9 protein-coding genes are annotated in these 14,639 nt (G+C 42.7%); 6 read left to right on the forward strand and 3 right to left on the reverse strand.

The features are described from left to right. Window positions 1–186: 186 nt before the first annotated feature. The 4 genes from JMX96_RS02180 (at window position 187) to JMX96_RS02195 (ending at window position 5,840) form a co-directional block, all read left to right on the forward strand. Window positions 187–2,661 (forward strand): esterase/lipase family protein, encoded by a 2,475-nt coding sequence (locus JMX96_RS02180; protein ID WP_201567016.1) that lies wholly within the window; start codon window positions 187–189, stop codon window positions 2,659–2,661. A 454-nt stretch (window positions 2,662–3,115) separates the two neighbouring features. Next, the gene (locus JMX96_RS02185) at window positions 3,116–4,612 is read left to right on the forward strand and encodes a cytochrome ubiquinol oxidase subunit I (protein WP_227676857.1); all 1,497 of its coding nucleotides are present in this window, start codon (window positions 3,116–3,118) and stop codon (window positions 4,610–4,612) included. Next, window positions 4,612–5,628, forward strand: coding sequence for a cytochrome d ubiquinol oxidase subunit II (cydB, locus tag JMX96_RS02190; RefSeq protein ID WP_201567018.1), 1,017 nt, complete (start codon window positions 4,612–4,614; stop codon window positions 5,626–5,628). Before JMX96_RS02185 ends, cydB begins: the two co-directional genes overlap by 1 nt. 95 nt (window positions 5,629–5,723) lie before the next feature. Then, window positions 5,724–5,840: a DUF2474 domain-containing protein gene (locus JMX96_RS02195; protein WP_101206161.1), complete on the forward strand. Its 117-nt coding sequence runs from the start codon at window positions 5,724–5,726 to the stop codon at window positions 5,838–5,840. A 182-nt stretch (window positions 5,841–6,022) separates the two neighbouring features. On the opposite strand, the gene murU is transcribed toward JMX96_RS02195, so the two are convergent. Further along, window positions 6,023–6,760, reverse strand: coding sequence for an N-acetylmuramate alpha-1-phosphate uridylyltransferase MurU (murU, locus tag JMX96_RS02200; RefSeq protein WP_201567020.1), 738 nt, complete (start codon window positions 6,758–6,760; stop codon window positions 6,023–6,025). 46 nt (window positions 6,761–6,806) lie between these two features. After that, window positions 6,807–7,910 (reverse strand): aminoglycoside phosphotransferase family protein, encoded by a 1,104-nt coding sequence (locus JMX96_RS02205; RefSeq protein ID WP_227676858.1) that lies wholly within the window; start codon window positions 7,908–7,910, stop codon window positions 6,807–6,809. 381 nt (window positions 7,911–8,291) lie between these two features. On the opposite strand from JMX96_RS02205, the gene JMX96_RS02210 reads away from it, so the two are divergent. Both JMX96_RS02210 and JMX96_RS02215 read left to right on the forward strand, forming a co-directional pair. Beyond that, on the forward strand, window positions 8,292–11,375 hold the full coding sequence (locus JMX96_RS02210) for an LPS assembly protein LptD (RefSeq protein WP_201567022.1): 3,084 nt from the start codon (window positions 8,292–8,294) through the stop codon (window positions 11,373–11,375). Between the two features lie 156 nt (window positions 11,376–11,531). After that, window positions 11,532–12,923: a peptidylprolyl isomerase gene (locus JMX96_RS02215; RefSeq protein WP_201567023.1), complete on the forward strand. Its 1,392-nt coding sequence runs from the start codon at window positions 11,532–11,534 to the stop codon at window positions 12,921–12,923. A 473-nt stretch (window positions 12,924–13,396) separates the two neighbouring features. Here JMX96_RS02215 and JMX96_RS02220 read toward each other — a convergent pair whose 3' ends face one another. Further along, window positions 13,397–14,527, reverse strand: a complete 1,131-nt coding sequence (locus JMX96_RS02220) for an endonuclease/exonuclease/phosphatase family protein (RefSeq protein WP_201567024.1) — start codon at window positions 14,525–14,527, stop codon at window positions 13,397–13,399. Between the last annotated feature and the right edge of the window lie 112 nt (window positions 14,528–14,639).

The following is a 14,639-nucleotide window of genomic DNA, read 5'->3' on the forward strand; positions in this document are numbered from 1 at the left end:
TGTTTTATCTCTATAAGACAAAAGCGCTTTTTTTCGACCAGCAGAAACCCTTTCGTTTTAAAACATGCTTTTGTAGAACTGCAAATGAATAGTCTAACGCCAAAAGTTGCGCTACACTCATTACTCATTATCAATTGCTACTTTCATTACTCATACTCTCATAACTACCGTTTATTGGACTGACTTATGACTTTCGCTGGCTCTAGCAAACAGACAGTAATGCATACTAATAAAAAAACCCTGCCCATTACGTCACTTATGCTTTTGGCGGCAGCAGTATTGCTACCAGCATGTAGTACGGTAACGGTCGATAAACAAGCCTCGGCCAAGACCATCTCAGCGCAGCGCGGCAATATCGTCACTGACAATGCGCTAAGTAGCGATACAGCATCTGCTTTGTTATCAGCAGGCCTGAATGAGCAAGCCTGTATGCAGCAATTTGACTTATGCTTGACTCAGCTCTCTGACAGTATGCTTAACAGACACTATCGCCCTGCCTTAGCTATTTTTGCAGAACTGCACTATGCAAAAGCGCGTCAACTATCTGACTCAAAAAACTGTCGTAATGCGCTTGCACGCCCGCCACTTGATCCGTATTACGCCAACGCGCCCTTAAGTGAGGATGATGCAAAAACACAGCAAAAAGAGACTGACCTGTGTTTAACCGATTATCAAGCAAGGTTGTTTGATGCCGTCAAATACAGCTACACCTATCTGTTTTATGACAGTTTAACCCATGACTTTGAAGGTGCAGAGCAAAATAGCAATAGGCATCGTGCGCAAAACCGTATTCCGAATGACAATGATATCCAAACCCAAGACATTTATAACGCTGCTAGCAATGATGTTATTACTCAAATTTATCAGTCGACTGAAAACGCCAATAAATTGATGGGTGATACGACAGTAGAGTATTTGCCAATAACCTCTACCAAGCGTGACAACACGGATGAAGCAGCAATTGCCAATCGACCACCACTAAAGGGCAAAGCAACAGACCAAGTTAAAGTCATGAAAGTTACCGTAGATGACTACAATCTTGATATTTATTTGCCAAACGAAAACAACTATCTGCAAAACGCTCATAAACAAACGTCTGCTTTAGCAGACTTATCATCCACTTATGAGCTGCGACTATCTGGTCTCAATTCTGTGAGCAAACGCCCTGGTTTGGGCATCAGTTTGGTGGCGTCATTGGATGATCGCTATACCACCACAATCCGTCAATTGCTAGTCGCCTCCTTATCTGGTCGACTGACAAATGAAGATACAAACACGGACGACAGTGAGCCAAGCTCACGTATTTATCCGACTGGACATCTGCTATTGACTGGTCTGATTAAGCCAGACGGCGATAGTGTATTAGACGCGCTGAGCAGTCGTAAGCTTGATATTCATTTATATAACCCGTACCAAACCGAATCCGTTAATATTCTCAATGATGACTACCCACTGGCAGCCAACTTTTCGGCGGGATATGGCTTATGGCTATCAGAGAACCAGTTAGATGGTGTGGGTTATTTAAACTTGATTACCCGCCAACCAGATGCTCAGCTGCCTAAACTATTCATGCTTGAGCCTTATGATCCTGATAAACGTGTGTTGATTATGTTGCACGGGCTAGCCTCTAGTCCGGCCACATGGGTAAATCTGACCAACGATATTCTTAATGATGACAAGCTGCGTGACAATTACCAAGTTTGGCAAATATTCTATCCAACCAATCTGCCTATTTTAGAAAATCGTTATCAGATTCAGCAGTTAATCAACAGCACCTACCAGCAGACTGATCCTGACGGAAAAAATCGTGCCAGTCAAAACAGTGTGATTATCAGTCATAGTATGGGTGCCATTATTGCTCGCATGATGCTGTCTGATGAAAATTTAGTCGATGATTTAGATAAGCTCAATGATAAAGATATCCTCTCTAGCAATGAGAAACAGCAAATCCGTAACGCGCTCAAGACTTCTTTCGGTGAAGATGAGTTAAAGGAGCGTTTTGAGCTACAGGCGTTGCCGCAAGTAGACACTGCTGTTTTTCTATCTGCACCTTTCCGTGGTACAGATTATGCAGATCGTTGGTTCACCCGTGCGCTACGCCGCATCGTTTACTTACCCGTAGGTCTGGTCAAGACATTCACGGATAACTTAGCGACTATTGCCACACAAGGCGATTTGGCGCAAAACCCACTAGGCGCATTGTATTTGCAGAATGGTGCCAGCCAGTTAAGTGATAAGTCTTCTTTTATAGAATTAACCAAAGACATCACTATGAATGAGCGTATCACTTACCATTCAATCATTGCCAATAACGATGCCGATATCACTAAAGGATTGGCGCAAACGCAACCAAATGGTGCCAAGATTGATTTATCACAAGCGGTAGAAGAAAATGCTGGAAATGAAACGGCGAGCGTTGATGTCAGCGACAATAATGAGACATCACAGCTACCACCTGAGCCGCTTGTTGCTGCTGTAACGGTCAATAATGATATCAGTCAAGCACTGACCGAGCGTTTGTCAGATGGTATCGTTCCTTATAATAGCGCCCATCTCGATGGTGCTGCGTCTGAAACAATTATCAATGGCGGCCATAGTATCCAGACCAATCCGCAGACCATTTTGACGTTGCGAAGAATTTTGCATAAGCAGCTACAATAATGATGTAGATTTTTGTTATTTCACAAGGTTTTTGATGTGCAAATCGTAACCTTTAAATATCAGTTATAGCTTTCAAATAAGCAGTATGTTCACGCATACTACTTTGTTTTTAATAATATTAATTATATTTTTCAATGTTTGAATTATGTTATTTTGATGACTCTTAGGTCTGTAACAGACAGACTGGGTTGCTTGCGTGTATATCTAGGTGAGCGCATAATATATCTATAGCACATGACAGTAATATGTAAATTTATAAGGACATAAATTATTCAATTCAGCTAAACAGTGAGTCGCAAACTTAGCCACAATTTATGTCTAATGGAGCTAAGTCCACGTCACTGAGCTATTGCCCGTAATGCTTGCCACTTTGATCAATGGATAGTTACGGACAGTTACTTGAGCGTTGTATGGAAGTCAGCGCTATTCAGCTAACAGATGAGAGTAACCGTTTATGTTCGCTACATTTATGATTGACCAGCTCGATGCGCTGATGCTTGCGCGTATCCAATTCGCTTTTGTTATCTCGTTTCATATCGTCTTTCCCGCTTTTTCTATCGGTCTTGCCAGCTGGCTTGCGGTGCTTGAATTCCGCTGGTTAAGAACTGGTGAACCTATCTATGCTGAAGTCTACAAGCATTGGGTCAAAATATTTGCTGTCGTCTTTGGTTTAGGCGTGGTATCAGGCGTGGTAATGTCTTACCAGTTCGGTACTAACTGGGCTGTATTCTCTGATAAAGCCGGTAACGTTTTAGGCCCATTACTCGCCTACGAGGTACTGACGGCGTTCTTTTTAGAAGCGTCCTTCTTAGGCATTATGCTATTTGGCTGGGGCCGAGTGAGCAAACGCATGCATTTTGCTTCAACCGCCATCGTTGCTATCGGTACCTTGATTTCAGGTTTTTGGATATTGGCCGCCAACAGCTTTATGCAGACTCCTCAAGGTTTTATGATGGGTGCAGATGGCCTGCTCTATCCTACCGACTGGCTTGAAATTATCTTCAACCCCTCATTCCCTTACCGTTATGCTCATATGATGACCGCAGCCTTTTTGACCACTGCCTTTGTCATCGGTGGTATCGGCGCATATTATATTCAATCTAAAAAGCACGTCGAGCACCGCGCGCATGGTCGTGTAATGCTAGGTATGGCGATGATTATGGCCATCTTTGTTGCGCCGGCGCAGGTATTGATTGGTGATGAGCATGGTCTAAATACCCTTGAGCATCAACCTGCTAAAGTTGCTGCAATGGAAGGGCTCTGGGAGGATGAACGCGGTGCCGCACTACGTCTCTTTGCGATTCCTGACCAAGAAAATCAGACCAATAAGTACGAAGTAAAAATTCCTTATGTAACAGGTCTGATTCTTACCCACTCGTTAGATGGTGAAGTCAAAGGGCTAAAAAACTGGGCACCTGAAGATCAACCACCCGTCATTATTGTGTTTTGGGCATTTCGTATCATGGTTGGTATTGGCATGCTTATGGTACTGATCGGTCTATTCAGTCTATATAAATACTTCAAAAAACAGCAGTTCAATACTGACAGTGTATGGTTCCACCGTGCTTGGATGATGATGACTCCGCTTGGTTTTATCGCTTTATTATCAGGTTGGTTCGTAACCGAGACAGGACGTCAGCCTTGGACAGTTTATGGCGTGATTCGTACTGCTGAAAGTATGTCTCCGCTTGCAGCACAGCAAGTAGCGACTACATTGATTGGCTTTATCGTTCTGTACATATTTGTCTTTGGTGCAGGCAGTTTTTATATCTTACGCTTGATTGCTCAAGGGCCGAAACCTTATACAGATCCTGCAGAAGATAATTTCTACGAGCATTCAGTAACTGAGAGCCAAGGTCGCGCGTTAAGTGGTGATAGTAATCCTGCCAAAGGTACTGAAGAAGGCTTAGATGAGCCTGCAAACGATGTCGATGATGGAGGATTACGCTAATGTTTAACTTCGGTGATGTATTAGATTTACCTCTCATTTGGGGCGGTTTGATTGCTTTGTCTGTCTTTGTCTATGTACTGCTTGATGGCTTTGATTTGGGCTGCGGTATCTTGTTCCCATTTGCAGGCTCAGATAAAAACCGTAGCCGCATGATGAACTCTATCGCGCCATTTTGGGACGGTAACGAGACATGGCTAGTGCTAGGTGGTGGTGGTTTATTCGCAGCATTCCCTGTCGCTTATGGCATCATCATGACAGGTCTATATTTGCCAGTGACTGCCATGTTGTTCGGTCTTATCATGCGCGGCGTGGCGTTTGAGTTTCGCTTTAAATCCTCTTCACGCCGACATGTATGGGATACCTTTTTCTTTGTCGGCTCAGTCGTTGCTACCTTCTCTCAAGGCGTTATGCTTGGGGCGTTAGTGCAAGGGTTAGAAGCCAGTAACCGTCTATATACTGGTGGCCCATTTGATTGGCTCACACCCTTCTCGATTGTGTGCGGATTTGCCATGATTATCGGCTATGCCTTACTTGGTTCAACGTGGCTTATCATAAAAACAGAGCACACATTACAAGTATGGGCGCGCCAAGTTTCTAAATGGATGCTTACTGCATTACTAGTAGCGATGGTTGTGGTCACAGCGTTTATGTATTTCTCAGACATCGACGCATTAGAAGGCTGGTTTAGTTTCCCAGGTTTATTATACCTCGCTCCTATGCCTATCATTGTCATGCTCTTATTCTTTATTATGCGTAAAGACTTAAAAACTGAGCGTGAGTATCGTCCATTTTTACTAACGGTGGCTCTATTTTTAATGGGTTATATTGGGGTTTGTTTTGCCCTATTCCCTTATATCGTACCGTATCAAATGACGATTTATGAGGCTGCTGCTGCCGATACTTCGTTATCATTTATGCTGATTGGCGCCTGTATCATGTTACCGATTATCTTGAGCTATACAGCATTTGCTTACTATACCTTCAAAGGTAAATCTGATCACAATCCGATGTACTAGTCGCTAATCGCGGCGGGCAACGGATCAGCTAAAAAGGATGGCTATCATCGTTTACAGATGGTAGTCATACTTCAAACGCTAATCAGGAGATCTCTATGAAAAAGTTCAGTAAAAAACAATCGCAATGGGCATGGTTCGTAGGCCTGTATTTAGCAGGGTTTTTAGTGGTGTTTACCATTGCTCAGCTAATTAAACTGGCCATGGGTGTTTAGCGTAATTGTCTAATCATACGATTGAGTGCCAGTTAGTTAGCTAATGAGTAGCTTGCTAGATGCTAAGTTTGCATTTTTGTCTTGCCAATATACCTTTTAGACATGTCATAAAAAATATTTCTATATGCATAAAAAAAGCAGCGTTGAGTAATCGACGCTGCTTTTTATTTATCTTAAATTTATCAGTTTGGTTTACCTGCATGCTCGATATCATTCTGTTCGATAAACTGATTGACCTGTGTTAGACGCTCTGGTGTCCCAACGTCTATCCAATTATCTGTTGTCACTTCAGCGGTAATCTGAAACTTTATCATTGCTTGCTTTAGTAGTGGTGCCAATGCAGCAGGCTGTCCTGATACCAACCCTTCTACCAATTTGGGTGACATTACGCTAATACCCGCAAAGGTATACTTATCTGCATCGCCGACCGGCTGTTCACTAGCAAGGCCATTATTAATCGCGAAATCGCCGCCATTATTATGCTCTGGATTGTCAATCAGTAACAAATGCGCGCGCTGATCCGCTCCTAATGTATAGTCTGTTAATCGAGAGAAATCATAAGTAGTCCAGACGTCAGAATTGACCAGAATAAAAGGCTCATCCTTTAGTTTACCTGACTGTAATGCCTGAAAAATGCCGCCTGCAGTTTCAAGTGGCTCATCATCTTCTACTGACCAATGCAGCTTTACGCCATACTGTGAACCGTCACCTAAGCTGTCCATTAGCTTATCTGCTAACCATGATGCATTGACCGTGATATCGGTAATGCCTGCTGCTTGTAGTGCTTTAATATGCCATACAATAAGTGGCTGACCTGCGACTTCAACCAAAGGCTTGGGCGTCTCAAGCGTTAATGGACGTAGGCGTGTGCCCTTGCCCGCTGCCAAAATCATGGCTTGTGTAATCGTAGAGGTAGACATCTGCGCTCCTATCTTTATTATTTAAATTAATTTAGCTGAGCGTCATCTACGCTGAAGCAAACTTCTCTTTATAAGCAGGTAGCACTGCCTCTTGCAGCCATTGATTAAACGGCATAATTGATTGCTTTAGTTCATCGTTGCCATGTTCGGCAAGCCATTTTAATTCAATAATCAAATCACGCATGACTTTAGGAATATCCGCCAAATAGCGGTCTTTGCCATCGCGTTCAGACAAACGAATGAAAATCCCTAATACCTTTAAGTGACGTTGTACGCCTATGACATTCACATCGTTTTCAAACTGCACCGCGCTGTCAGCAGTGATTAGTGATTTTTGTTTTTGTAGCTGCCAAAAGTCATTAATCCATGCAGATATTTGGCTCTCTGGCCATTCAACATAAGCATCGCGAACTAACGACACTAAGTCATAAGCATACGAACCAATGACGGCATCTTGAAAATCAATCACACCCAACTTTGATTGATCTGCTTGATCTTGCATGAGGTTGCGGCTGTGATAATCACGATGAACCACCACTTGAGGCTGTCGCAAAATCTCATTCATTAACGCTGTTTTTAGGTTTCCCCAAACCTGCTCATCTAGCGCGACACCAATATAAGGCATAAACCATTCGCTAAATAAATCCATCTCACGGTCTAATAGTGCTGTGTCATAATCTGGCAGCTGGTGTTGCGACTTTGCCGTTTCTACTGGTACCGTTTGTAGCGCGACTAGTGTCTGCATTGCTAGTTGATAGTAGTCATTGATTTGGTCTGCGGTGGCATCGACAAGCAAATGGGCAAATTCTACTGTGCCAAAATCTTGTAATACCAAAAATCCTTTTTCTACGTTTTGTGCAGTCAGAGTCGGCACGTTGACAGCAGGTGCCATCAGTTTCGCAACATTGATAAACTGCAGCATCGCATCTTGCTCGTCAGCGGAGTCCATGACGATGTAATGCTTGTTGGCGCGATTGTCTGTCTCTGATAGTTCGATACGATGATATCGGCGGGCACTAGCGTCACCAGGTAAGCTGTCTAGACTAAATGTTTGATCTAAAAATACTTGCTGTAACCATTGTTCTAATTGCTGTTGGCGGTTGTTATTTTCATCGATCATATCAGTCTCTAAAGTCGTTTTGTCAGTCATATTGGGCATCGCTGGTTAAATATAAGTCATAAATAATTAAAGTAGTGATAAGTCGGACAAATACTTGCTAAAATAGCGATATGCGGCGGTGCTATATAAGCTGCCACAGACGTATTGCTATATCATTCAATACTTGATGTCGGATAGAATCGCTATCGCTACTTAAAAATCAGCATGGCTATATTATAAATTTTGGTAAATAGTGTAGCTGATTTGGTTTTTTTTGACTATGATTAGTCGTCATTATATGTAAAACATCCGAATTTTTGAGAATACATTAGTCATATTTTAGTTGCTCGTTCACTGCTTTATATCGTTCGGTGATACCGCTACTAAACTCAGTCATGCAATCCAATAAGCTCTGCAATCATAGGTGTGCCCTTGTTATATTCTCCGCTTTACCAAAGCATCCGCTTGATCTTATTTGGTGCCTTAGGTTTATCTAGCCTAACTGTCAGTGCTGCCATTGGTGATGCCAATACGCAAAAAACTGAACCACTAACTACGGACAGTACAGGCAGCTATGCGTCTAATAGTGTGGCGACTAACGCCAATAGTATTAGTCGTACTCAAAGCAATGATGGCTATCAAGAAGCAGATATTCTAAATGATAGCTATCCAGACGATGCTAATTCTGCTAATACGAATGACGCTACTTTATCGAATGATACTGCGTTAGATAGCAGGTTCTCTGAAAACAATAACCTAAATATCACAGAGATTAATGAAGCTGCTGACTCTGAATCTTTTAACAATGAAGTTTCTAATGCTGCTAATCTAAATACAGAAACCAGTAACCAACTAAGCAGTGATACACCAGATAGCAGTGCCTTTGTCCCTAAAGCAATAACAACGGACAATGGCAAGTTAGATCTTAATGACGAGAGTATTCAAGCCAGCCTAATGCGCTTAGCAGAGTTTTATGAGCTAAAACCAGATACCGATGCTTCAACATTAAACAATGAGGCTGTCAGCACTGAGGCGAACAATACTCATAATAATGCAATGCCTGCTGCACAGACGATTCCAAAGGTCGGTAGAGATTTACGTCTGTTGCCAAATGCCGTGGACAGTGCCCAGCGCTGTGAAGGTCAATGGGTATATCCGCAGAGTAACCCCAACTATCAACGCGCTGTGAATGAAGCTGGTACGGCAAACGGACAACCAGCACCAAATGTGGCTAGCGTTCCGAACAATCAAGCCCCTTTATTTACCGAGTCTGATTACGGTTATTACAATAACGTGAATTACGCTGAGCTCTCAGGCAATGTAAAAATTGACCAAGGTACTCAGCATATCGAAGCAGAAAAAGTCATGATTGACTTGAGCAATGGCGTTGCGGCTGCTCAAGGCAAAGTCATGTTTACAGATAATGCGACTGGACAGCGTACAAGCAACGTCTCTACAAACAATGCCGCTACAAATAACGGCCAAGCCAGCTTTAATGATAGAGCGGCACAAGGTGGTCTAATTGGCGTTGCAGATAGCTTGAATTACAATACTGAGACTGGTCAATCAACGGCCAATGATGTGGCGTTTGCCAGTGTCGGTCTACAAGCGCACGGCTATGCCAAACGCTTAAACAAACCTAACGAAAGTGAATACGAGCTGGATCAGGTGATGTTTAGTACCTGTCCACCTACCAACCGCAAATGGCAGTTTGAAGCCAAAAGTATCGATCTAAATACTGATACAGGGCGCGGCGAAGCGTATAACACCACTTTTCGTGTGGCTGACATACCCGTATTTTATCTCCCCTACTTTAACTTCCCGATAGACAGTCGCCGTAGTAGTGGATTTTTATTACCAAGTGCTAGCGTCAGCAGTGAAAGTGGTCTTGAAGTTGATATTCCTTATTATTTCAACTCGGCACCTAACTACGATGCCACTCTTAACACGCATATTTATACTGACCGTAACCCTATGCTATCAGGTGAGTTCCGTTATTTGACTGAGAATTATGGGGAAGGTATTTTAAACGGTTCATACTTACCTAACGATAAAGAGTATGATGACGAAGATCGTACCAGCTTGTTTTATGACCACACTTGGTCGTCGAAAAGCATTCCACGATTAAGTGCTGATGCCGAATACAACTATGTATCAGATGCCGATTACCTTAATGATTTTGATACGTTGGGCTTGTCAGACAGCACCATAAACTTGCCACGTCGTGCCCGCGTCAATTACTACAATGATTATGTCGATGGTGAACTAAAAGTCGAAACCTTCCAGACTCTAGATGCATTCACTAATAGTGGTAAAGCGTTAGAGGACAAAGACAAGCCGTACTCACGCTTGCCACAGCTCAAATTAAATTATCGCCTGCCTTGGGCTGAGCGCTTCGATATCACTGGTATTCATGATTCTGCATACTTCAAAAAATCTATCGATGATGGCTCTGAAAACGAAAAAAGTGGCGCACGTATTTATAATAAACTGAGCGCCGCCTATCCGATGGAAACCTCTTGGGGTTATATCAAACCTAAGCTGAGCTTGCAGCATCTATATACGTCATATGATGAAGATAGCTTAGAAGATAATCAGCTTAGTGAAGAAGATGGCAGTCAGTCGGTTTTTGTTCCACAAGCCAGTATCGATGCAGGTCTACACTTCTATCAAGCAGGCTCACCATTTGGTGCGTTTGACGATACGATGGGTGGCTATCGTTTACTTAGCCCACGCGTAAAATACACGTATTCACCGTATAAGAACCAAAACGACATTCCTAACTTTAATACGCGTATTGCCTCTATTAACTATGAGCAGCTGTTTTCGGACAGTTGGTTTTTAGGTCATGATCGTTTGCAGGATTTGCATTCTATTACGCCTGGTGTCAATTATCGTTACATCGATGCAACGGGTGTGACACGTTTTGATGGTAGCATTGCAGAACAGTTCTATCTAGATGATGGACGTGTAACACTTGATGATGATCAGCCAGTTTTCACCTCGTCTTCTTCAGGTATGGTATGGGATACCAGCACTCAGCCTTATAATAACTTTTGGGTTGATGTCAGCGGTGCCTTAACCAGTAATTATGATTTGAACTACATTACGACTGAACTTCGCTATCAGCCGTCAGACAATAGCTTATTTAATGTGGGTTATGTTAAGCGTCAGCGTGATGACAATACCGATCAGTTGCCATTATCTGCGTTTACCGCTTCCGCTGTTTTCCCTATCAATAACAGCTGGCGTATATTGGCTCAAGGTCAGTACGATTATAATCGTAACAAGATGCTTGATTCACTCATCGGTGTTGATTACGAAGATTGCTGTTTCGGCTTTGCTGTTTATGGTCGTCGCTATTACAATGACTTAAACGTAAAAGACGAGCCAACACAAGCTATTATGGCAGAAGTTAGATTAAACGGTCTTGGCAGCGGTAGTAGCCGCTTGACACGATTGCTTGCTGATAAGATTTTGGGCTTTGAACCTGTACAGACGGCATGGAAAGACTAACCAGTTTTTTGCTAGATTAGAGTTATTTATGTAAATATTTATAAGACACTATTTGAACCCCTATTATGGGAAACGCTGTCGAATATTTTATTATTAAGGGTATCGGATAGAGTTGACCAACTACTATCCGATGCAATGACATTGATGAGGAGCATCATGAGATTTTTTTCTTTACGTCAGACTAGCAGAGCAGTATTGCTATCTATGGCAGGCCTTACGCTTACGTTAAGTGCCAACGCTGCTACTGTAAAACCTGCAGCAGCTCAAGCTTCTACTTCTGCTGCGCAAAACTCAGTTGATCGCTTAACGCCAGCCAATAGCACAGACGGTATTATTGCCCTAGTTAATGAAAACGCTATCTTAAAAAGCGAGCTGGTTGATGCCATCGAGCAAACTCAAGCACGTGCAAAAGCTGCTGGAGAGCCTATCGCAAATTCAGCACAACTACAATCTGAAGTGTTAAACGCACTTATTTTGCGTGAACTACAACTGTCTATGGTCAAACGTGCGGGACTGTCTGCCGATGAAGCAGAAATCAATCAACGTCTTGGTCAAATCGCTCAAGCTGAAGGCCTTAATAGCATTGCAGCATTGCAGCAACGTCTAGATGCGGCACAACCTGGTAGTTATGCCAATCTACGCGCCAAACTGATCGAAGAGGCTTCTATCCAAGCGCTACAGCAGCGTCAAATTACTCGCCGAGTACGTATCAGTGAGCAAGACATTGATGCATTTTTGGCCTCACCTGAAGCCAAACGTCTGAACCAAAGCGAATATCAAACCATTCACGTACGTGTGCCTTATATAGATGACTATAGTCGCCTATCAGCCGCTCAACGTGAAGAAGCATTAAAAGTCGCGCAAGCATTACGTACGCGTTTGCTTGAGCCAAATGTCAACGTCGCTGAAGCCGTTGCTGCTAGCCAAGGTAGCTATCCGATTCCATTGCAAGGTGGAGATATGGGCTTTCACAAGGCAGCCTCGTTACCGACAGAGCTGTCTAGCAAAATTACCAAGTTAGACGTTGGTACTGTAAGCGAGCCATTATTAACTCCTGAAGGGATTGATATCATCAAGCTTGCTGATAAAAAAGCCAGCAATACGATGCTGATACCACAGTGGCATACTCGCCATATCCTAGTCAAAGTCGATGATCTACAAACTGACGCGCTTGCTGAACAAAAAATTAATGATCTATACGAGCAGCTTCGTGGCGGCGCTGACTTTGCTAGTTTAGCCTCAACGTATTCAGACGATCCAGGTTCTGCTGGACGTGGCGGTGACCTTGATTGGGTTAGCGAAGAAGATATGGTTGGTCCATTTGAAGCCACAATGAAAAATACGGCTGTTGGTGACTATTCTGCGCCATTTAAGACGCAATTTGGTTGGCATATCCTAAAAGTCGACGGTAAGCGCGATCAAGATATTAGCGAGCAATATCGTCGCAATATGGCACGTCAAGCACTGTATCAACGCTTAGCACCGCAAGCTCAAGAAGACTGGTTACAAGAGCTACGTGCTGGCGCTTATATTCAGATACTTGGCTAATATGTTGCAATAAGCTAATAGTATTAAGTTAGCTAGAATATTGAATCGATTTAGATAAAGAAGGGTATATGCCATTGCATATACCCTTCTTTATTTTGCGCAGTTAGATATTTAACTGGAGGCTTTAAAAAATCTCAAAGTTAAATAGTTTAAATCTTGATAAACCAAAATCCACACAAAGAAAAACCCCGAACCTAGGGCGATTGGTTCAGGGTTTCAATACTTCATGTTATTGTTATTATCTCTCTTCCGTGCTGACTCATCCTAAGTCATTTAACAGTATTATATAAGACAGCGGGCTGACCTGTGCTTTTATTGATACTGTCTCAACACTACATCCATGCGTATCCTTGTGTTGATGGATGTATTATAGGCCAATGGATTTGGTGCCGATAGAAGCTAAAGACTCTATTTTGCGTAAGCATATGCTTACATCATTTCTATGCATTACAGCTAATAAACGGCCTCTTTTATCAACCAAAACTGCGCTGCTCTTGTCTATGCTCTTCTGACACTTTTTCGCCTTCTTTCTTGCCTTCTTCGATTTTGTTATCAGTCTCTTGGATATCTTCTGCTTGTGCAGTAGGCGCATTGCCTTCTTGCTTGCTTGCCTCTTCTGGCTCATATTGCAAGGTAGTCATCACAGGGAAATGATCAGATCCTACGGATGGCATACGCTGAATATCAACTACCGTAAAGCAGGCACTATGAAAGATATGATCTAAAGCCCAACGTAGAAATGGATATTTAACATGAAAGGTATTAATAAAATGTCGACCAATGCGAGGATCTAGCAGGCCAGAGATACGTTGGAAACGTCGAGTGGTTTTTGACCATGCAACATCATTGAGATCACCTGCCAGTATCGCCGTTTGGTCGTTTTCTTTTATATGTTTACCAACCATGAGCAGCTCAGCATCACGTGTGGTGGACTTATCAGCTTCAGTTGGGCTAGGCGGCATGGGATGCAAGCAATATAACCAAACGACGCGGCCTCCTTGCAAGCGCAATTGAGTATGAATAGAGGGTATATCATCTATCATTAAATACTTAACTTCAGGATCAATCAGCTCAAGCTTAGAATACAAGTGCATACCATATAGATTATCTAGTGGCACTTTCACGGTGTAGGGATAGTCAGACTCGACTTGCTGTAAGGCTTGCTCCCATTTCTTGTCACTCTCTAATGTAATTAAGATATCCGGCTGCTTTTGCTTAACCAAATCGACCAGTTTTTTTGTTTCGTCATTGGGCGTCAATACGTTTGATACCATGATTTTTATTTGATGCGCTTGCCTTTCTGGCTTATCTTTTGCCTTTTGAACTTCTTTTTTCCATAGCTTAGTATACGGCAGTACCATTCTCAGCTGAAATGCTAACGTACCGCTCAGTACAACAAATAATATCCACTGCCCTAATTCCCACTCTGAGAAAAACACTATCATGCCAACCCAAGCGATAATACCAAGCACCATTATTTGGATGCGTGGAAACTCAACACCACGCACCCACCAGTTATCCAGCGGCAGCCAGCCCCAGATTGTGACAAAGGCGATGAATCCTGCTAGACCTTGTAAGGCGTAATATAATAGTGAGAGATCCATAAGTAGGTACTAACCGTTGATTGAAATATTAATAGAGCCGATGATGTATATTGGTTAAGCTTTTGTTTGATAAGAAATATCGTGGTTGTAACTCACCTGACATTAAATAACT

The organism is Psychrobacter sp. JCM 18900 (assembly GCF_904846625.1).
Classification (GTDB): domain Bacteria; phylum Pseudomonadota; class Gammaproteobacteria; order Pseudomonadales; family Moraxellaceae; genus Psychrobacter.

Coding starts and splice junctions, on each gene's coding strand:
- JMX96_RS02180 (WP_201567016.1), top strand. CDS start 187: ATGACTTTCGCTGGCTCTAGCAAACAGACAGTAATGCATACTAATAAA.
- JMX96_RS02220 (WP_201567024.1), bottom strand. CDS start 14,527: ATGGATCTCTCACTATTATATTACGCCTTACAAGGTCTAGCAGGATTC.
- JMX96_RS02185 (WP_227676857.1), top strand. CDS start 3,116: ATGTTCGCTACATTTATGATTGACCAGCTCGATGCGCTGATGCTTGCG.
- JMX96_RS02205 (WP_227676858.1), bottom strand. CDS start 7,910: ATGACTGACAAAACGACTTTAGAGACTGATATGATCGATGAAAATAAC.
- JMX96_RS02215 (WP_201567023.1), top strand. CDS start 11,532: ATGAGATTTTTTTCTTTACGTCAGACTAGCAGAGCAGTATTGCTATCT.
- JMX96_RS02195 (WP_101206161.1), top strand. CDS start 5,724: ATGAAAAAGTTCAGTAAAAAACAATCGCAATGGGCATGGTTCGTAGGC.
- cydB (WP_201567018.1), top strand. CDS start 4,612: ATGTTTAACTTCGGTGATGTATTAGATTTACCTCTCATTTGGGGCGGT.
- murU (WP_201567020.1), bottom strand. CDS start 6,760: ATGTCTACCTCTACGATTACACAAGCCATGATTTTGGCAGCGGGCAAG.